This is a genomic window from Rhodococcoides fascians NBRC 12155 = LMG 3623, assembly GCF_001894785.1.
Lineage (GTDB): Bacteria > Actinomycetota > Actinomycetes > Mycobacteriales > Mycobacteriaceae > Rhodococcoides > Rhodococcoides fascians.
Map to the genome: position 1 here is coordinate 133,722 of NZ_BCWW01000003.1, position 18,039 is coordinate 151,760.

Annotated in this window: 18 protein-coding genes and 1 tRNA gene; 10 read left to right on the forward strand and 9 right to left on the reverse strand. The window is 61.8% G+C overall.

What is annotated here, in order from left to right:
* The first annotated feature begins 41 nt into the window (after positions 1-41).
* The 3 genes from RFA01S_RS08430 (at position 42) to RFA01S_RS08440 (ending at position 1,851) form a co-directional block, all read left to right on the forward strand.
* Positions 42-116, forward strand: a tRNA-Thr gene (locus RFA01S_RS08430).
* Between the two features lie 386 nt (positions 117-502).
* Positions 503-1,057 carry a hypothetical protein gene (locus tag RFA01S_RS08435; RefSeq protein ID WP_032381465.1) on the forward strand — a complete coding sequence of 185 codons (555 nt, stop codon included), beginning with the start codon at positions 503-505 and terminating at the stop codon, positions 1,055-1,057.
* Positions 1,058-1,158: 101 nt separating this feature from the next.
* The gene (locus RFA01S_RS08440; RefSeq protein ID WP_238325126.1) at positions 1,159-1,851 is read left to right on the forward strand and encodes a nucleotidyl transferase AbiEii/AbiGii toxin family protein; all 693 of its coding nucleotides are present in this window, start codon (positions 1,159-1,161) and stop codon (positions 1,849-1,851) included.
* Here the strand turns inward: RFA01S_RS08440 and RFA01S_RS08445 are convergent.
* The 3 genes from RFA01S_RS08445 to RFA01S_RS08455 all read right to left on the reverse strand — a co-directional run bounded on the left by RFA01S_RS08445 (position 1,764) and on the right by RFA01S_RS08455 (position 4,133).
* Positions 1,764-2,147, reverse strand: a complete 384-nt coding sequence (locus tag RFA01S_RS08445; RefSeq protein WP_201245343.1) for a MarR family winged helix-turn-helix transcriptional regulator — start codon at positions 2,145-2,147, stop codon at positions 1,764-1,766. The genes RFA01S_RS08440 and RFA01S_RS08445 overlap by 88 nt on opposite strands.
* A 337-nt stretch (positions 2,148-2,484) precedes the next feature.
* Complete coding sequence (locus RFA01S_RS08450; protein WP_052060700.1) at positions 2,485-2,862, reverse strand: cupin domain-containing protein; 378 nt, start codon at positions 2,860-2,862, stop codon at positions 2,485-2,487.
* A 296-nt stretch (positions 2,863-3,158) separates the two neighbouring features.
* Positions 3,159-4,133, reverse strand: coding sequence for a LysR family transcriptional regulator (locus RFA01S_RS08455; RefSeq protein WP_032407275.1), 975 nt, complete (start codon positions 4,131-4,133; stop codon positions 3,159-3,161).
* A gap of 109 nt (positions 4,134-4,242) precedes the next feature.
* On the opposite strand from RFA01S_RS08455, the gene RFA01S_RS08460 reads away from it, so the two are divergent.
* The 4 genes from RFA01S_RS08460 (at position 4,243) to RFA01S_RS28445 (ending at position 7,096) form a co-directional block, all read left to right on the forward strand.
* The gene (locus RFA01S_RS08460) at positions 4,243-4,656 is read left to right on the forward strand and encodes a hypothetical protein (RefSeq protein WP_032407435.1); all 414 of its coding nucleotides are present in this window, start codon (positions 4,243-4,245) and stop codon (positions 4,654-4,656) included.
* A gap of 37 nt (positions 4,657-4,693) precedes the next feature.
* Positions 4,694-5,560, forward strand: coding sequence for an alpha/beta fold hydrolase (locus RFA01S_RS08465; RefSeq protein ID WP_032407274.1), 867 nt, complete (start codon positions 4,694-4,696; stop codon positions 5,558-5,560).
* Positions 5,561-5,646: 86 nt separating this feature from the next.
* The gene (locus RFA01S_RS08470) at positions 5,647-6,858 is read left to right on the forward strand and encodes an aldehyde dehydrogenase family protein (protein WP_238325109.1); all 1,212 of its coding nucleotides are present in this window, start codon (positions 5,647-5,649) and stop codon (positions 6,856-6,858) included.
* Positions 6,749-7,096, forward strand: coding sequence for an aldehyde dehydrogenase family protein (locus RFA01S_RS28445; protein ID WP_238325125.1), 348 nt, complete (start codon positions 6,749-6,751; stop codon positions 7,094-7,096). Before RFA01S_RS08470 ends, RFA01S_RS28445 begins: the two co-directional genes overlap by 110 nt.
* 463 nt (positions 7,097-7,559) lie before the next feature.
* On the opposite strand, the gene RFA01S_RS08480 is transcribed toward RFA01S_RS28445, so the two are convergent.
* A complete protein-coding gene (locus RFA01S_RS08480) occupies positions 7,560-8,501 on the reverse strand; it encodes a GlxA family transcriptional regulator (protein ID WP_027504856.1) in 942 nt (313 codons plus the stop codon).
* Positions 8,502-8,608: 107 nt separating this feature from the next.
* Here RFA01S_RS08480 and RFA01S_RS08485 point away from each other — a divergent pair, with 107 nt between their 5' ends.
* Both RFA01S_RS08485 and RFA01S_RS08490 read left to right on the forward strand, forming a co-directional pair.
* Complete coding sequence (locus RFA01S_RS08485) at positions 8,609-8,920, forward strand: putative quinol monooxygenase (RefSeq protein WP_006247389.1); 312 nt, start codon at positions 8,609-8,611, stop codon at positions 8,918-8,920.
* A gap of 267 nt (positions 8,921-9,187) precedes the next feature.
* Positions 9,188-9,667 carry a hypothetical protein gene (locus RFA01S_RS08490; RefSeq protein ID WP_139278419.1) on the forward strand — a complete coding sequence of 160 codons (480 nt, stop codon included), beginning with the start codon at positions 9,188-9,190 and terminating at the stop codon, positions 9,665-9,667.
* A gap of 46 nt (positions 9,668-9,713) precedes the next feature.
* Here the strand turns inward: RFA01S_RS08490 and RFA01S_RS08495 are convergent, their stop codons facing one another.
* From RFA01S_RS08495 to RFA01S_RS08505, 3 genes are all read right to left on the reverse strand, one after another.
* Positions 9,714-10,565: a hypothetical protein gene (locus RFA01S_RS08495; protein WP_139278420.1), complete on the reverse strand. Its 852-nt coding sequence runs from the start codon at positions 10,563-10,565 to the stop codon at positions 9,714-9,716.
* 561 nt (positions 10,566-11,126) lie between these two features.
* Entirely contained in the window at positions 11,127-11,828 is a 702-nt protein-coding gene (locus RFA01S_RS08500) for a hypothetical protein (protein WP_139278421.1), read from the reverse strand.
* Positions 11,829-12,107: 279 nt separating this feature from the next.
* Positions 12,108-14,141 (reverse strand): hypothetical protein, encoded by a 2,034-nt coding sequence (locus tag RFA01S_RS08505; protein ID WP_139278422.1) that lies wholly within the window; start codon positions 14,139-14,141, stop codon positions 12,108-12,110.
* Between the two features lie 351 nt (positions 14,142-14,492).
* Here RFA01S_RS08505 and RFA01S_RS08510 point away from each other — a divergent pair, with 351 nt between their 5' ends.
* Complete coding sequence (locus tag RFA01S_RS08510; protein WP_139278423.1) at positions 14,493-15,224, forward strand: ETEC_3214 domain-containing protein; 732 nt, start codon at positions 14,493-14,495, stop codon at positions 15,222-15,224.
* A gap of 515 nt (positions 15,225-15,739) precedes the next feature.
* Here the strand turns inward: RFA01S_RS08510 and RFA01S_RS08515 are convergent.
* Both RFA01S_RS08515 and RFA01S_RS08520 read right to left on the reverse strand, forming a co-directional pair.
* Complete coding sequence (locus RFA01S_RS08515; RefSeq protein WP_052060698.1) at positions 15,740-16,630, reverse strand: alpha/beta fold hydrolase; 891 nt, start codon at positions 16,628-16,630, stop codon at positions 15,740-15,742.
* Positions 16,631-16,796: 166 nt separating this feature from the next.
* Positions 16,797-18,020 carry a PucR family transcriptional regulator gene (locus tag RFA01S_RS08520; RefSeq protein WP_032407270.1) on the reverse strand — a complete coding sequence of 408 codons (1,224 nt, stop codon included), beginning with the start codon at positions 18,018-18,020 and terminating at the stop codon, positions 16,797-16,799.
* Positions 18,021-18,039: the final 19 nt, after the last annotated feature.

Consider the following 18,039-nt stretch of genomic DNA (forward strand, 5'->3'; position numbering starts at 1 on the left):
CGCTGAGCGTCCGTTGAACGGTATGCTTGGCTCGCTTCACTGCCTCCTTAGCTCAGCGGTAGAGCACTCGCCTTGTAAGCGAGCGGTCAACGGTTCAATCCCGTTAGGAGGCTCCACGAGACGGCTCTGACCAGTGAAAACGGTTGGGGCCGTCCCTTTTTGGCCTATTTCGGCCGCTCGTTTCTTGCGCGAGCCCGGTTCGTCCACCTGGGTTAATGTGTCGCTCGTGACCTGGGGATTTGCCGGTTCGGCGGCTCGCATCGGCGTTCGGTGTCACAGAATGTCACAACTCGTTGCCAACTCATCGGTGAGCGTTCGCGTGGATGTAGGTGGACGCGTACGGACTGGGCGGAAGGTTGCCGGACCGGATTGCACGTCGGATCCAGTGTCGGTTCTGTAGGCCTGGAGCCTACGTATCCGACACTGGATCGAGGTGTCTGTGACGACAAGCGATGTTCGACGCCGTCAGGCCGGTCTACCTTAGGAGTTCGCGGGGCTTCCGATGCGGATGGTGCGGGCCGCGACGGCGGCTGATGTAGACGCGCACCCGCGCGCCGAGCTTGCGCGGCTGACGGACTTGGGTCTGCTGCACCGGGTGGCGACAGGCTTCTACGTGGCGGTGCCCGACGATCGGGTCGGGACCGAGTGGATGCCCGGCTTGGAGGCAGCGGCGGCCGGTATCGCGGTTGCGGCCTACAGTGCCGACGAGGCCGTCGTGATGGGTGCCAGCGCGGCCCGCTTGCACGGCACCATCCCACGAGCGTTGGCGACGGCTGTGGAGACTGTGCCGAAGCGGCACGATCCGATTCGGTTGGCGGATCGTCAGCCGCTGGTTCGGTTAGTTGTGCGCGACACGGCACGTCTGGATGCGGAGCGCGTCGTGCCCGAGTTGGATTTGGTGAAGCGCCCGGGTCTCGGTGACGCCGAGCGTGAGGTGTGGCCGGCGGTGGAGCAGTTGTATCGGCGCTGTGATTTAGAAGTGTTGGCCGAGGTCGCTGGGGCTCAGAAGATGCGAATGACGTTGACGCGGCTGCAGGATCGGTTGGGGGAGAAGTAGTGAATTCCAACGAGTTGGCCTCGGTGGCTGCGCAATTCGGTGTCGCGCGTGCACAGGTCGAGCGGGATCACCTGATCTCGCACCTGCTCGGCTATCTGAGTGTGCATTTCGCGGACCGGGTTGTATTCGTCGGCGGAACAGCTTTCGCTCGAACGCATCTGGTCGATGCTCGTCTCAGTGAGGACATCGACCTGATTGCGGTCGGTTCCAGATCTGAGGTCGCTCGTGATCTCGACCGCGCACTCCCACGCGCAGTCGTGCGCAGCCACGGGCGACTGGTGTGGGATCCGGCGATTGGCGAGGTGCCCGAGCATCTCGGTGCAGTGGTCAGGTCGCAGTCCGGACTGGCGGTCAAGGTGCAGTTGCTGTCGGCGGAGGGTCGCCCGGCATGGCCTCAGGAGAACCGGCAGCTCGAACAGCGGTATGAGGATGCACTCGGAGCTGAGTTGACGGTACCCACGCGGCCCGCGTTCGTTGCGGGTAAGACGGCCACCTGGTGTGATCGGCGGGCATCGCGTGATCTGTGGGACTTGTGGGCACTCAATCGGAATGGCGCATCAGAGCCGGAAGTGGCCGATTTGTATCGGAGGTTCGGGCCCACGAACAAGTTGCCTGGTGAATTGCAGTTCGCGGATGCTCCGACCGAATCCGGTAGGGAGAGCAAACTTTTGCGCCCGGACCCGTATCTTGCGAGCTGGGTGGTCGATCAGCCTTCGGAAGCGTGGAGGTCGACATCGGGGAAGCGCTCATCGAAGACGCGTTGGACATTGGGGTTGACCGCAGCGAGAACCTGATCGAGGAGCGTGCCGAGTTGCAGCGTCTGCGAGTGTCCTAGGACGTCGATCATGACGCGCCTGACTTCGCGGACGTGCCCGGGGGCGGCCTGGGCGACCACGTCCTTACCCTCCTGCGTCAGAGCCACCTCTGTGAAGCGACCGTTGTCGGTATCCGGTCGGCGACGCACCCAGCCGCGATTCTCCATCTTGGTCAGAGTGTGTGACAGGCGAGAGATAGAGCCACCGACGAATGCGGCGAGGTCACTCATGCGGACCGTCTGATGGGGCGTGTCCGATATACATGAAAGGACCATGTAGTCGAAGTTGTTGATTCCCGCGTCTTGCTTGAGCTAGGCACTCAGGACTGTCGGCAGCGACTCGACCAGACCGGCGAGCGTCAGCCACGCCCGGATCTCCTCCCGGGTCAGCCATTGGGGGTCGCTCGTCATCGCCCGAGTGTAGTTTTCGAGTTCGACGGGCACGTTCATCGACCTCGGTGGACATCGCGTAGGCCGCGCTTCGCCGGCGGTGACGCCAGGGTGCGGGAGCTCTGCCTGAAGTATCGAAGGTGCACTGCTACGTGCAGCGCTGCGTTGTGTTCTTACGCGTCTGGTCCGATCAGGACGATCCCGTATTTGGGTGCGGCGAGCATCATGCGTGCGATCTCTGCGTCGTCGATGGCTGGGGCGGGGCCGTTGTTGGTGGCAGGTTGGCCGGACTCGGCAAGAAGCCTTCGATCCCGCCGGGGGTGAAGCCCAGCAGGATTCGGCTCGGTGTATCTGCTGTGTTGCGGAAACTGTGGGCAATTCCTCGAGGACCGAACGCGAAGTCACCCGGCCCGGCGGCGTGGGTCGCGCCACCGATGGTGATCTCGAACGTCCCGTCGAGAACGGTCCAGAACTCGTCCTCGTTGGTGTGGATGTGCGGGGGCGGGCCACCGCCGGGGGTGGTGATGCATTCGATGACTGCGAAGCTTCCACCCGTGTTCTCGGCGTTGCCTTGTAGATCATGGTGTCGGCGACGAACCACACCCGCTCGCCCTCCCCGGCTGCGACGGTGAAACCTTCGACGGGAGTGGTTGTCTCCCCGCCGCTTTCGGTATCACCGGTGGTACCCCGCGGATTGTGTTCACCTGGGAGTGGTTCGAACTCGCTCCTGTGCGGGGATATGCCCGCGGTCGTCCGTGCCGGTGTCGATGTCGTTCATCGACACCTTGACGGTAAACACGCACTGTTGAAATATCAACTATGGGTGTCGAGGTGTTCCGAAGGGGGAAGTCCGGACGGGACAAGGAAAGCTTTGAGTCTCGACCCTGTGGGAGGGTCTCAGGACGTGAGCTTGGCTTGGTAGCGATCGAGGAGCGACGGAACGCCGGCGGTCGGCGGTGCCCACGAGTTCGGAACCGGACAATCGACGGCGACACTGCGGGCCGCAGCCACGAAGTCGCGGGTCAGAGGCGAGTCGACGTCCGAACGCCACCCGATGGACAAAGGAGTGGGGGGTATACCCGTAACCGGAACGAATGCCAAACCTGGCCTCGCATAGAACCTTTGAGTCGACGCCTGCGAGAACGCCACGCCCTTGCTGGAGAGGATGGCTTCGAAACACTCGTCGACAGTGGAGACTTCGGCACCGAGACGAACGGTCTCACCGTCTCTCGAGCTGACGGCGAGCCAGAAGTCCCTCCATGATTCCGGGCTGCGCCTCGCGACGAACGGTTGCCCCGCCACTTCCTCGACACTGGTCGAATCTTGCTGCGCCAGCGGCGAAGTGGATGCCACGACGAGCACTCGCGGCTCCACGAACAGTGTCTCGAGCGCAAGCCAGTCCTGCACGACGACCGGCGGCCTGATGAACGCGACATCGACCGACCCGTCGCCGAGCCCGACGTAGGGGTCGGTGAAGTCGAACGACTGCATCTCGACCTCGACGCCGGGGTGGAGAGCACGGAAAGCCGACAAGATGTCCGGCGTCAGTTCCGCGGCAGCGTTCGCCTGGAATCCAACGATCAGGTTGTTGCGCCCACTACGGCCCACCTGACGTGTCAACGACGCGACACGCTCGGCGTCGGCGAGAAGCTGCCTGCTCCCGTCGAGGAGCTTGTAGCCGGCCGGGGTCAACGAGACGTGACGGGAATCGCGGATGAAGAGCGCGGTTCCCAAGGAGTGTTCGAGTTTGCGAATCTGGACGCTGAGCGAGGGCTGTGCGATATGCAGCCGCGCTGCTGCCTTGCCGAAGTGAAGCTCTTCCGCGACTGCCACGAAATATGACAACGGCCTGAGCTCCAACGGAAGATTCACGTCCCCGATGCTATTCCCGCAGCTAGACCAGCACCAGTAGTTGTTTCCTATCGATCGGGCGACCGATTGGTATTGGACGAACCCGCAGGCCCAGCGTGTGATGGGTCACATGACAACAGCAACCGACACCACCACCCAGACTCCGGAACAATGGGCCGACGCGTTCACCCGGGCATCCGACGCAGACGCCGAGATCTCTGCGCACGGCACGTACTTCACGTGCTCGTACCTACTCGATATGGACACCCACTCCTTCGTCGTCGAGATGTCGAACGGCAAAGTCCACGCAATCGCCGTCGACCCGGGCCCGCTCGACCGGCCCTACCAGTTCGCCATCCGCGCCGGCGTCGAGACGTGGCAGGGCTTTGGAGTTCCCGTTCCGGCACCGATGTTTCACGGAATCTGGGCGGCGTCGTTCCAGCGCGACATGAAGCTCGAAGGAGACGTCCTCGTCCTCATGCAGAACCTGCGCTGCGTCACCCGCCAGATCGAACTGCTGCGCGCCGTCGGCGTCCCGGTCTAGTCCCCGACCCCCACACGACTCACCGAAGGAACAGAACATGAGCAAGATTTCACCCGTAACCGGCCATTACGTCGATGTCGACGTCGACGGTCTTCTGTACAAAGTCTTTTACCTCGAGAACGGCACCGGCCAGCCGCTGGTGTGCCAGCACACCGCAGGGTGCCACAACCACCAGTGGCGTGGACTGCTCGAAGACGAGGAGATCACTCAGAATTACCGCGTGATCGCATACGACCTGCCCCGCCACGGCAAGTCCGATCCCCCTGAGAACACAGAGTGGTGGAAAGAGGAGTACAAGCTCTCGGCTGACCATTACGCCAATTTCATCGTGGCTCTTGTCGATGCGCTCGAACTGGAGAATCCGATCTTCATGGGTTCGTCGTTCGGTGGCAACATCGCCTTGCAGCTGGCGCTTCGCCATCCGGAACGCTTCGCCGGAGTCATCCCGGTCGAGGGAGCCGACTACTCACCGGGCTTCTACCTCGACTGGTGGCAGCACCCCCACGCGAACGCTGCGCAGGTGTGCGCAAGTGGCACATGGGATCTCATGGCACCACAGTCGCCCGAAGCCGACCGCTGGAAGACCTGGTTCTACTACACGCAGGGATCCGAGGCGTTCAAGGGCGACTTGCACTTCTACTCCGTGGACCACGACCTGCGCGACAAGCTCGACCAGATCGACGGCGACCGTTGCCCGGTCGTCATGCTGACCGGCGACTACGACTACCTCACCACCCCTGAGGACAGTGCCCGCACAGCTGCGCAGATCAAGAATGCGAAGTTCATCGAGATGAAGGACATCGGGCACTTCCCGATGAGCGAGAACCACCCGGTGTTCCGGACGTACCTTATCGAGGCGCTCGAGGTCTTGCAGAAATCCGCGTCCACCTCGGTCTCCGTCTGACCTGACCCTGTGCACACCCGCATGCTCGCCGGCCTCCGACACGGGGCCGGCGAGCATTCTTTTCGGCCCTCGAAAGGGAGATCCCGATGTCTGCCAAACACTTTCCGTACTGGGTTGCCGGCGAAGCGACTATCAGCGGTGTCGCTACCGAGATCCGCAATCCGTTCGACGGTCGCATCGTGGGGACGGTGTTCGAAGCGGCGTCGGAACACGTCGACGCCGCGATCGAGGCGTCCGCCGCGGTGGCGGACGAGTTCGCGGGAACGCCGGCCCACGTTCGGTCGGATGCGCTCGTACATGTCTCGACGCGTCTGCACGAGCGTCGGGAGGAAATCGCTCGGCTCATCTCTGCCGAATCCGGCAAACCGATCAAGTGGGCGCGAGTCGAAGTCGCTCGCGCGGTGTCGACATTTCGGTGGGCGGCCGAGGAAGCACGACGATGGAGCGGGCATCTTCAGCGACTCGACACCGACGCTGGATCGGACGGCCGCTTGGCGCTGATTCAGCGCGTCCCACGCGGTCCCATCCTCGGAATTGCACCGTTCAACTTTCCGCTCAATCTGGTGGCCCACAAGGTGGCACCGGCCCTGGCGGTCGGCGCGCCGATCATCGTCAAACCTGCGCCGGCCACCCCGCTGACAAGTTTGGTGCTCGGCGGAATGCTCGCCGAGACATCGCTTCCGGCGGGTGCTTGGTCAGTGCTGACCGTCTCTAACGACAAGGCATCGGACATGGTCGTGGACCCTCGGCTACCGGTTGTCTCGTTCACTGGATCGGTCCCGGTGGGTTGGTCGATTCGAGAACTCGTTCCGCGCAAGCACGTCACGCTCGAACTCGGAGGTAACGCCCCGGTGGTGGTCTGCGCAGACTGGGCCGACGAGGAAAAACAGGAGTACGCAGCCGAGAGGATCGCACGATTCTCGATGTACCAAGCGGGTCAGTCGTGCATCGCGGTGCAGCGCGTCTTCGTCCACGACAGTCTCTACGACGCCATGCGCCGCCGCATTCTGGCTCACGTCGCGTCGCTGTCGACCGGTTCACCCGACGACGACGAGACCGACGTCGGCCCCCTGATCGACGAGCGCGCAGCCGTACGCGTGGAGGAGTGGATCGAGGAAGCCGTCGAGGGGGGGAGCCACCGTTCTGGCCGGCGGCGGACGCACGGGCGCAGTCGTCGAACCGACGGTCATCGAGGATGCACCGCCAGGGGCCAAGGTTGTGGACGACGAGGTCTTCGGGCCCGTTGTCGTACTCTGCAAAGTCGCCTCGGATGCGGAGGCATTCGAACAGGTCAATGAATCCCGATTCGGATTGCAGGCGGGCATCTTCACGTCGAACCTGCAGACGGCGTTCACTGCGTCACGCGTCCTGGACGTCGGCGGGGTCATCATCGGTGACGTGCCGAGCTTCCGCGCCGATCAGATGCCGTACGGCGGAGTCAAAGATTCTGGGATGGGCAAAGAAGGGGTGCATTCGGCGATGGAGGACCTGACGCAGGAGAAGGTGCTCGTTCTGACCGGTATCGAGATTCCCTGAGATTCGGCACGACCCACCCAACTCCGAATGCCTGTTCCGACGGCAAATTCACAGTGCGCCGGCTTTCCCGGCTCTTCCCAGATGAGGGTGTAGGTCGGCCGGGCGCGTCGGTCCGCAGATAGACGTCGAGGTCTCCCGACGATGGAGGTTCCTACGCCATCCATCCGAAAGACCTCGACGTGTCCGACGCTACCCCGCCGGCCGGCTTCGGCCGCCCTGACCTGACCGCCTTCGCGGCTCATCCCAATCGACCCTGATCGGGTCTGCTGACCCCCTCGACGAGAACGCAGCGACATCACAGCCACCCAACCCCGACCGCCCGGGAAGCCGGGGCACGTCACATGGCCTGTGCTGCGGGCGTGTCGAGTGGGTCGTCCAGGGGCGACGCAGGAGCGTCGACGCGACGTGCTGAGAGGTGGTTCCAACCGAGCGCTAGGACACCGGCTACAGGCATGGCGATAGGTCAGGAACGGCGTCGCTCCCTGCGCAGGAGGGAGCGCAGAGTCTCGGCGTTCGCGTAGCCGACCCGTAGCGCGATCTCGGCGGAGGTGAGGTCCGTGGTTGCTGAGAGGTGCCGCGCTCGTTCGATGCGAAGCCGTTGGACGAAGCCGAGCGGAGTGAGGTTGAGCGCCGCACGGACTCGTCGTTCGAGGGTGCGCCGGCTGGTGCCGAGCGACTGCGCGACGAAGGCGACGTTGAACGGTTCGTCCAGGCGGGCGCGCACGAAGCGTTCGAACTCGACGACGATCGGGTCCTCGTGCCGGAGATGTTCGTAGGCGACGAAGGCCGCCTGCGACGGACGCTCGTCGATGATGAGGAGCTTGGCGACATGTTGGGCCAGGTCGGGGCTGATCGATCGCACGAGTGAGAGCGCGAGGTCGATGTGGGCGAACGCGGCGCCGGCGGTGACGAGGTTCCCGTCGACCACGACCATGGTGTCGAGATCGAGGGCGACGGTCGGATAGCGCTTCAGGAACTCCGGCCCCAGGAACCAGCTGGTCGTCGCCCGCCGATGATGCATCCGTCCAGTCTCGGCGACGGCGAACACGCCGGTGCACGCCGCGGCGATCCGGGTGGTCGCGTCGTCGAGGCGCCCGAGTGAGGCGATGACCGAACGTGCATCTCGGCTCTGGAGGGCGTCGTTGGTCGCGGCGGCCGTGAGGGTTCCAAGCGCAGGGACGACGACCACGTCGAACTCTCCGGACTCCGACAGCGGGTGGTCTACCGACAGGGTCATCGATGCCGTCGTGGTCACTCGCCGTTTCGGTCCGAGGATGGCGAGTTCGATCGGGTCGATCCGCGGGTCGACATCGCCGCGGGCTCCGTCGGCCACCCGCACGATGTCGATGACCGACGCGACCGCCGAACCGAAGCAGCCGTCGATCGCGATCAGTCCGATACGCATGGCGCGAACAATAGCAATACTGTCGTATACGCCACTCCCCACCGGCCCTCGCTCGTCATACGCTGAACTCGCCCCACGAAGAACCCCGACTTCAAGGAGAACCCCTCATGTCCACACCCGCATCACTTCCGTATGCCTTCGTCGCCAAGATCGTCGCGGCCGATGGACAGCACGACGCGCTCGCCGATCTGCTCGCCGGCGCTGTCGCACTCGCCAACGAAGAAGTAGGAACGATTGTCTGGTTCGCGGCTAGGACCCACGCCGACACCTTCTGGATCTTCGATGCATTCCCCGACGAGGCCGCTCGCGACGCCCACGCCAACGGCGCCATCGTCGCAGCCCTGATGGCCAACCAGCACCTCCTCGGGGCAGCACCCGAGATCCTGGCGGCCGACGTCCTCGCGTCCAAGCTCCCGTAGTCCGCCAACGCACGAGACGATCGCGCCCCGCCGAGCCGTCGGACCCGACCGCCTCGACACCCGCACCACGTTGACGATCCCCGACGGGCCGATCACGAGGAGGCCAGGCAACACCAGGCGCAAGCCTGGAGCGGCACTGTTTCACCGGTGGTCATCGAGAGAGCCAGCGCGGCTCCATGGCAGCGCAACTGTGTCAACTTGCCCTCCGTCCCGCGAGGCGCCGTGGGCGGGTCGTGGTTGCGATCCGTTGCCGTGACGGGAGACGCGTTGCGCGTCGCAGCGATGACGGGTCGTTGGCGTTCCGGGGCGTTGCGTTCGTGCGCGCCGCGCGTGCGGCATGGAGCATCTCGCTGCGCACACAACACCTGTACCGAGTCCGGTGGCGGTACCACCAAAGCCTCCGAGGAAGGTTCGTTCATCTTTGCCGATGTCAGCTTCGAGACATCCGCAGACTACGACACCTATCAATACCAGGGTGAGAACGTGGCGCCGGCGATCAACGGCATGATGAACCCTGCCCGCTGGGGCGGTGTTGACGCTGACGGGACTACTGACACCGATATTTACCCAAGCTCCGTCTTCACCTGTGACGAGGCAGAGACAGATGGTTTCAGTGATGCATACGCTCCGTCGTCGAAGTACCGTGGAACATACGTATTCGAGGCCGCACCCGGCCTGAAAAGTGTCTTCTTGCCCGCACCGTCAGGGCGTAACGGGTGGGAATGGATGGTGCCCGGACTGCAGTAACGATCCGAGCTAGGAAGGAATGCACACACTTCGGTTGGTTTGTGTGTCAGAAGGTGAGGGCGTAGAGGTTGAGTCGTGTGTCGTATGCATTCGGTGATCCAATCTCGGAATATATCTCAGGCTCGGTCCAGTCGATGGGCACTTGAGCTCTCCAGGGTCTCCGGCCATTCGATTCCTCCGATATCGCGATTTGCATACTGTCGTTCGTGGCAGGATTTCTCACAGTCAACCAATTTATGGAGGGGCCGATATCACCGGTGATTAGCCATTCTCCGTGGTACAAGGCCGGTGGTTTCGAGATGATCAACGGGTTTCCATCCTCGTCGATGAACGAAGTCTCGGCTTGACGGGCCTGAAGGTGGTCGTATATGTGAAGTACGAACTCCACGTACCCGTCGCCTTCGTTGCAGCGCTCGGCGGAGGCTGCGAGCCGCGCGCGACTCAGGGTTCCGTTGACAGTCAGTTGGCCAATTGACGCCGCTAGGCGGTCAATGCCCTGCTCATCCGTGACGAACCAGTCGCTCGCACTCTGTCCCAGACCAACGGTTCTGGCCAATCCCGCTCGCGCAAGCCGACGCTCGATGACTCGGAACCAACTGGGGCGTTGTAGATCTTCGGCAATGACCAAGGCGAGAAGGAATCTTCGATTGACCTTGTTCCTCACCGCGATCTTCGATACGGTTCGTTCGTATTTCTTTTCGGCGCGATCGATCGCCGCCTCGTTGATCGTGTTCGAGCTGCCGGTTGTGTTCTGGAGGACTGCGGACAGGGAGATAACTACCACGGCTGTCACCGCTGCGGACACAAGGTCACGCCATTGAGGTAGGGCGTCCCCCGTATGTTGCACCAACATTGCTGCGACTGCGGCGACGACAATCGACGATGCCAGAATTGCCACCTGCAGTGCGTACCACGATTTCTCGCGTTTAGGGCCGGGATTAGTGTATGGATTTATTCGAAGTACAGAGATTGCGAGATGTCCGATTACGATAAGCGCCGCAACGATCAATCTGGAGGAGGCGTCGGGTAGATATCCAGTTGCGCACAACGTTGCCACGAATAACGGGGCAAATCTGAACAAGCCATAAGACCACGTAGTTTTCGCCACGCGTGGACCGACAACGTCATCCAGAAGGTAGTAGCTGGTTGGCCATTTCGTCGCGGCAGCGACGTAGAATGCGTAGATAGTGCTCAATGCGGCGCTGGCGCGCAACAGTAAATCGGGAAAGCTCTCCATTGTAAAAGTCTCTCTGAGCGGGCGACGTGCCTGTCGGTAATTGACCGGTGTCCGTATTCCCCACTGTGGGGTAGTTGAACGAAAATCGAACGGAGATTCGTCACCTCATCACCGCCACTCGTGGTCAGCCCACGTATCCTGCTGCCATCTGCGATCGTGCCTACGGGGTCCCCGGCACTGTTGCGTGATGCATGACCTAACGGGGATCATTTCACGCTTCGCTCAATCGGGCGCAGGAGCCCAGCTGGAACCACTGTGAAGGTATCGTTGCACGACGGCGTCGTAATTATGAGGGATTGCTATCCAAGGTGACTCAGGTATGCGAATCTCGGCTCTTTTTCCGTCGATTGTAACCTCGATGACGAGTTGCCAGACAAGTGCCTTTGGTCCGCTCGAGGTAGCGGCGAGCCTGATAGCCAGGGGTTCCTGTGGTGAAACTGTAAACCAGGTTTCTACTAGGTGCGTGGTCGGGAGTATGCGAGAGTCAACCGCGGTGACGGAACCATTATCGAGGTTAACATTTAACGACAGCGCCTCAATGGGTCCTCCAATCTGCCGAGACAGGACTATTCCGGGAACAGATTCGGCAGTGCTGGACTCGACGCGCAGTGCGCGCACTACCGCCGAAGTTTTGTCGGCCGTCTGGATCAGGACGCTGACTTCACTAGATCCGAACGGCAGCACTTGGTGTTTCGCGACCCAGTCGTTCATGACGTTCGGATCGTCCAGCGCGCCGCCGGCTTCGGGTGGGTTGCATGACGAGATGTCGGGGACGCGAGGCACGAAGTAGGAGAAGTCACGGCCCGAGTCGTACAGCGAGATCTTGAGCGCGCTTCCCGGCGTGACGGCGTGGTAAGCGCGCCGCATCTGCGTGGGGGTGGCAGCGAACATGCGCACGGCCGCAAATACTTGTGTCGGATCCATAAAACTATTGTCGCCGTTCCCTCCCCAAGGTGGGCGGTAATACGTTGCCCTAGTTGTCGTCTTCCCAGTGGTCTCGTCCAAAAACCCACCCTCGGGCAAGCCCGCGGGTGGGCTGAACGAGAGGTCCTACCGAGGTGTGCCCGGCGGTGGAGAAGTTGCTTTGACGGCGCAGTCCACCTCCCCGCCACCGACCGTCACGAACGCGCCTTTGGGCCCCGCCCGGGACTATCGGGGCGTTCTTGACGCTCTGGGCCCTACGGTCGCGTAAGTATTGCAACGTCATTCACCGCCACAGACGTCGATTTTCGAGCCGCCTGCGATGACCAGAGATCGGTATGCTTTGGCACCGCCGCAGTCTCCGAGGTCGGTTGCGACAAGACTGACTGGACCGCCGTCTTTGGGTGAACCGGCGGGCGCGCACTTCGTCCCGGTGCCGGTGGCCGACTCATTGCCCCACGTCGTCCATGAGATATTGGTGATTGTGTTGCCGCACAATGAGTTGATGGACAAGGTCTCGGGTCTTTCGGAACCATAGCCGACCGAGTACTGATCCGTCGGGCGTCCTATGACGGCATCCAACCCGCCGTTCGCCGCAGCCGCCAGTGCAGTGGGTGGAGCAGACCCAAGTGCGGTGAACTCGTATGCGTATCCGGCGGTGGTGAAGGTGAAGCCCTTACCGCTTACGTCTTCGCGACAGGAAATTGCCACCTCCTGCATGGTGCAGGTGAAACCGTTCTGCGTCAGCGATTTGCCGTAGTCGAGAACTGCGGAATCGCCGTCGTTTCTCCAAAAGATCGCCTGCCTTATCCATGAAAATTCCGGCTCGCCACCCTTCGCGACGGAGATCGCGTTCGGATTCATTGGTGCGCCAGTAGCCGGGTCGGGGACCTGCGGCGCACCGGCGATCGGTATGTCCATCGACGTCGACGGTTGACATCCCGCCATGTTGTCCGTCACGAGGATCGCGCACTTCCACTGACCGCTGGGCGATTTGAAATAATACCCGCTAACACCGCCACTGTTGGAGAAGAAAGGGTCAATCTCCTTACGGGTCGTGGTCACCTCGAAGGTGGCCTTGTTAATGGGCGGTGTACCTGTGAGAACACCCACCAGAGGTGCCACCAGAGTGGCACCGAATCCGCCAGCCAGCAGGCTGAATACCGATCCACCGAGCAGGCCGACGCATCCGATCACAGACTTCACAAAGTCGCCAACCATGCCGGCGTCGAACGCGCGGTTGCCGTTGGCTCCACTGTTGATCCCGCGCATGCACTCGATGACATCCGCGTTTTCGATCATTTCGGCGTACTTCCCGGGAGAGAACTTCTCCAGAACCCATCCGATGCCGTAACCGATAAGCCCCAAGGTCCAGGTACCGACATCGAAGGTCAGTGTCCCCGAATCAGGTGTCTGTTCGTAAGGCCCGAAGCCGAGTGAGAGTTGCTGCCCTGGCAGCAACACTGTCTCAGAGTCGTCACCCTGGTTCACCAGCTGTTGATAGAGGGCACCCGCGGGATACGAGCCCATGTCGATCGTAGTGAACTGCTTTGTGAGGAATGAGGGGTCAGCGCGCACTGTCCACAAGTACGGGGAGTTCGATTGTAGGTCGATCGTTAGCGTTCCCTCTTGAGCTTGAAGAACCTTTCGGATGCACGGCCACGCAACATCCTCGGTCACTGGAGTCACCCCATATGAGGTCACCGCGAAGTCGGCTGTGCGGCCGACGCACTCAGGCTTGGGGAACGTCATACCCAGCGCTCGTTTGATGCCCTCCGCCACCGAGTCGAAGACACCCTTCGGATCCAGGAACGACGGCCACACCAGACTGAGGTGCGGCACACTCGCCGTCAGTGTCGAGGTGTCCTTGTTCCACGACGCCTCGATCACGTCGTTTTGCTCAGAACCTTCGGACCTCACCAAAACCACTGGAATCTTCCCTGCCGCCAGTAGCTCATTGACACGGTCGGCGTCCAGCTCGAAATCGAATGTCAACGGTGAGGCCGGTTGGACTTGCCCCTCGTCCAACTCGACCCGAACGGGCGCGCCTCCGGCCGTCACCGACTGCTGAACCTCATTCGGGAGCTGGTCGTCGGTTCGTTCGATAGTTGCCTGCGTTCCTTCTGGTGCTACGCCCGCTCCACCCGACACGGTCACGCCCCCGGCGGTCAACCGAAACCCGCCCGGATCGACGGGCACCGCCGCGAGCTGCGGCTCTGACGAGCACGCCACCGCGAAACCCGAAGCGAGAACCGACACCGTCAGGACGCCCAGCAAGCGAACCACGAAACCTGAAGTGCAAGCGCGATCCTTCAACGGCGTTCTCCCACAGGTCTATACGTGCCGAAGCCGGCGCTGCCGCCGACGTTAGACCGTCGAAACGACGCTGACTAGCACTCGAATGAATGACATCAGACCTGCAGGAGGGTCGTCCGATGGTAGGGCCCCTCGCGAAAGCGGCCAGGTGCAACCGTGTCAGCTGATTGATTCCCTTCGTTACCCAGCATGCAAATTCGATGACGATCCGGACGTGTGCCGGGAGTTGGGCGCGCGGTCAAGGCTCTGCCGCCCTGTCACCGAAAGGTCGCCCGATAGGTTGGTAGGAGCCCGTCCGCGACAGATCGATGCCGCGGTATAGGCCCCCTTCTCTGGTGAGAGGCTCGCGAGATGAGTAGCTTTGTCGAATATGTTTCACAAGGAATAGCAGTAGGCACAGGTTTTGCCGCCTTGTTGTCCACTGCTTGGGCAGGCTACCTCGGATGCCGACGACTATGGCAGCGCACAATCGGTAGGCGTCGCGAACAACAGGGATTGATCGAGACGCTGGCCTGCGGTTCATCGCGAGAGTTCGTCAACTCGACCCTCGGCGTGCCCCGGTTCCGCAGCGAGACCGCCGGTATCGATAGGAACACCTACTCGACGGCCGGCGCGTGGGTGGTCGTCGAATTCGAATCGAACACAGTCATCGCGTTCTCCGTCACCGTCACGAATCCTCGACTCTATGTAACGACCGACAGGCTATGTTTCAGCCAACTGAAGGTGCAGCTCGGGCGAAGCACTTTTGCCGTTGCACCCGACGGATGCACCAGCGAGAAACTGTGGACTGGAGCTCACCGTCACGGCTATCTACGGCACTACTACTTTGGCAACCCGGCCGGCTATCAAAACTACTGGCTCTCGTACAACATGTGCGGTTCTGGATCACGGAAAAACGTGTCGCCCGATTCCTACGAATCCGGGGCCTACGGCGACCGAGGGATGCGAGACCAACATATCGATGCCGTGTCAATCAACACGCTCACCGTTGTAGGGCCCACCTTCCCGAACGCTGAATTGTTTTTCGACCGCGACGTCCTCGGTCCTGAGAACGATATCGTCCGACTAGCGGTATCTCCGTAGTACCCAACGTGCTCTGCCACAGAAGGTCCCGACGGACCCCGGAGCGGGTCTCGGTGTCACGAGCGTGTCACAAGTCGGTGCGAACGGACGTGGATTCGGGTGGTACCGCCTGGACGATTGACACAGGTCAGGGTGGATGTGGTGGTTCCATGCGGACGTATCTGGTTGTCTCGCAACATACTTGTGAGCGAGCGGTCAACGGTTCAATCCCGTTAGGAGGCTCTTTCGGACGGCTCTGACCAGCGAAAATGGTTGGGGCCGTCTCTTTTTGGCCTGTCGTGGCCGCTCATTTCGCTCGCGAGCCCGGTTCGTTCACCTGGGTTTATGTGTCGACTGTGCCCTGGCGATTTTGCCGATTCGATGGCTCGATTCGGCGTTCGGTGTCACAAAATGCCACAACTCGTTGCTAACTCATCGGTGAGCGTCCCCGACGGATGGGACAAGGACTTGTTCGTCGACGAGTCCGCTCGGAGCGTGGCCGTCGACCCGTCACGATAGCGTCGCCGGCCTTCACCTCATGCTGTCACGGCGTTCGGATGCGAGATCTCCTCTGCAGCATCAGTGTTGGAACCGAACAGGAATCCGAAGATCGCTTCCGCGAAAGGTGCGGGGTTCTCGAAGAAGGCGAAGTGCGCGCCACCCTCGGCTTCGGTGAACTTTCTGAAGCGAGCACCGGCGATGTGGTCCGTGGTCCAGATCTGTGAAGCGGGGGCAACATGACTGACCTCGCCTGCAATGACCAAAGTGGGCACGTCGATCGTCGGGAGAATGTCGCGCCAGTCCTGCATGATGTGATCGAACAACAAACGAGCGCCCCATGCGGCCGGTAGCTTCAGGTTCTCGCTGTATAGCCACTCCAGATCGTCGGCCGGGATGTTCGGGGTGAGCATCGACACCAGAAAGGCGTGGCGAGCGGTGGGGCCATCGGGGCCGGCGACCGCAGAAGCGAACTGAGCAGCGCCTTCGAAGTCGAGAATCGCACCGGCTTGCTTCGCATCCTCAGCGGTCATCCACGGCAGCACAGCGCACGCGCTCGGCTGGTCGACGATAACTAACTTTTCGAATTTGGACGTGCCATGTGAATCGAGATAGCTCCACAGAACCGACGCGCCCATCGAGTGGCCGAGAAACGTGGCCCGTTCGACGCCGAGATGGTCGAGGACCTCGTCCAGGTCCGCGGCGAGTCGCGCTATGCGTGCACCCGTGGAGGGCTTGCTCGACTCGCCGTGGCCGCGCTGATCGAAGCTGACGACCCGTACCGACTCCGACAGCAGCGGTATGATCCGATCGAACATGGCGCGAGACTGTGACCAACCGTGCAGCATGACCAAGGTGCGTCCCGACGCGACGTGCCCGGTGTCATGAACATCGAGGATGCAGCCGTCGCTTGTGGTCAATGAACTCATGTCGATCCTCCATCGTCTGTGATCGCGGGACGATCGAGGCTGTCCGACGCGAAGTAACCTGTGACTGATTGTGGCCCTGGAGTGACTGCCATCACCATGAACAAACGTCGAAGAAGAGCATATTTTTTTCGTCGTTATGTAGAAAAAGCCTGGATAGGGGCTCGATTCAGCGTCTGACGATCTCGAGTAGATGCAGACCGACGTGCATCGACAATCGGTCTGCGCCGGAATCGAGATCGATACCGGCTGCGGCTCGGATCTGTTCTAGCCGGTAGTAGAGAGAAGTTCGGTGCATGTGCAGGGCGGTCGCGGTGCGTGCGATCGAGCCACCGTTGTCGAGGAAACTGCGTAGGGTCTGCACGAGCTTGCCTGACTCGTCGGCATCGATCAGGTCCCGTAGTGGCTGCGGAACAGTGGTCCACACCAGCGATGACTCGGGGAGATCGAGGAGCACAGCCTCGATTCCAAGGTCGTCCCAGAAGACGACGGTGTCCTTGATCGACGCCATTCGTGCAGCCGCTTTCGCTGCGATGTCCGCACGATGTCGTGCCGTGAACGCATTGGCCAAGCCGCCTGTCACGGTCCCGATTCCGATCCACGTGCAGTCCGAACCATTGCCCAGGAGTCGCGCCAACTCGGACTCGATCTGGCGGGCCTGCCGCTCGAGATCGCTCCGCTCCATCGGCGATCCCTTGACCTGCAGCAATACGGCACGGTCCTCGGTGATGTAGGCGCGTGCGCTCTTCGACTGAGTTCGCGTCACGGTGTCGATCGCGACCCTCAATGCGATCTCCACCGGAGTGTTCGAGCTATCCGAACGGTCGGCTACGACAACAGTGACGGCGACGCCGTCCAGACCGGGAAGATGCCTGCTCTCCTCGAAGTAGGAGAGTGCGCCCTGTCTGGTTTGGGCGTCCCCGGAGAGCACATCGCGCAACGCAGCTCGCCGCTCGAGTTGATGCGGATCGGATGCTAGCGAGTCCGCGTACATCTGAGTTGCTATGTCGCGGCTGACCTTTTCGATATGGTCGATCTCGTCAGGGGTGAGCGTCTGATCGGCATCGATCACCATCAGGAGTCCGATCAGCATGCCCGGGCCGTACAGGGGCACGCACAGCCTGGAATTGAGTCCAAGCTCCACGCTTCCCTCGAGAATATGCGGTCCGTGCCACCGCGCCGCGCCTTGAGCCAGAACGAATCTGCCGATCTCGTCGCCGGCGTCTCGGTCGAGCATTGCGCGTATGCGGACGGTGTCCTCGTCGCCGAAATGGCGACTCGAGAAGATCAACCGCACCGCCGGATCGTCGATGACGACCGAGCGGCCGAGGAACTCGCCGAGTTCATCGACCAGTGTGCGAACCTCGGCACCGGCAATGATCGAACTCGTCATTCAACCCATCTTTCCAGGC

What these genes read in the sequence shown, in the direction of transcription:
- RFA01S_RS08435 (WP_032381465.1), top strand. Translation starts at nt 503, where the DNA reads ATGCGGATGGTGCGGGCCGCGACGGCGGCTGATGTAGACGCGCACCCG.
- RFA01S_RS08445 (WP_201245343.1), bottom strand. Translation starts at nt 2,147, where the DNA reads ATGGTCCTTTCATGTATATCGGACACGCCCCATCAGACGGTCCGCATG.
- RFA01S_RS08460 (WP_032407435.1), top strand. Translation starts at nt 4,243, where the DNA reads ATGACAACAGCAACCGACACCACCACCCAGACTCCGGAACAATGGGCC.
- RFA01S_RS08465 (WP_032407274.1), top strand. Translation starts at nt 4,694, where the DNA reads ATGAGCAAGATTTCACCCGTAACCGGCCATTACGTCGATGTCGACGTC.
- RFA01S_RS08470 (WP_238325109.1), top strand. Translation starts at nt 5,647, where the DNA reads ATGTCTGCCAAACACTTTCCGTACTGGGTTGCCGGCGAAGCGACTATC.
- RFA01S_RS08480 (WP_027504856.1), bottom strand. Translation starts at nt 8,501, where the DNA reads ATGCGTATCGGACTGATCGCGATCGACGGCTGCTTCGGTTCGGCGGTC.
- RFA01S_RS08485 (WP_006247389.1), top strand. Translation starts at nt 8,609, where the DNA reads ATGTCCACACCCGCATCACTTCCGTATGCCTTCGTCGCCAAGATCGTC.
- RFA01S_RS08500 (WP_139278421.1), bottom strand. Translation starts at nt 11,828, where the DNA reads ATGGATCCGACACAAGTATTTGCGGCCGTGCGCATGTTCGCTGCCACC.
- RFA01S_RS08510 (WP_139278423.1), top strand. Translation starts at nt 14,493, where the DNA reads ATGAGTAGCTTTGTCGAATATGTTTCACAAGGAATAGCAGTAGGCACA.
- RFA01S_RS08515 (WP_052060698.1), bottom strand. Translation starts at nt 16,630, where the DNA reads ATGAGTTCATTGACCACAAGCGACGGCTGCATCCTCGATGTTCATGAC.
- RFA01S_RS08520 (WP_032407270.1), bottom strand. Translation starts at nt 18,020, where the DNA reads ATGACGAGTTCGATCATTGCCGGTGCCGAGGTTCGCACACTGGTCGAT.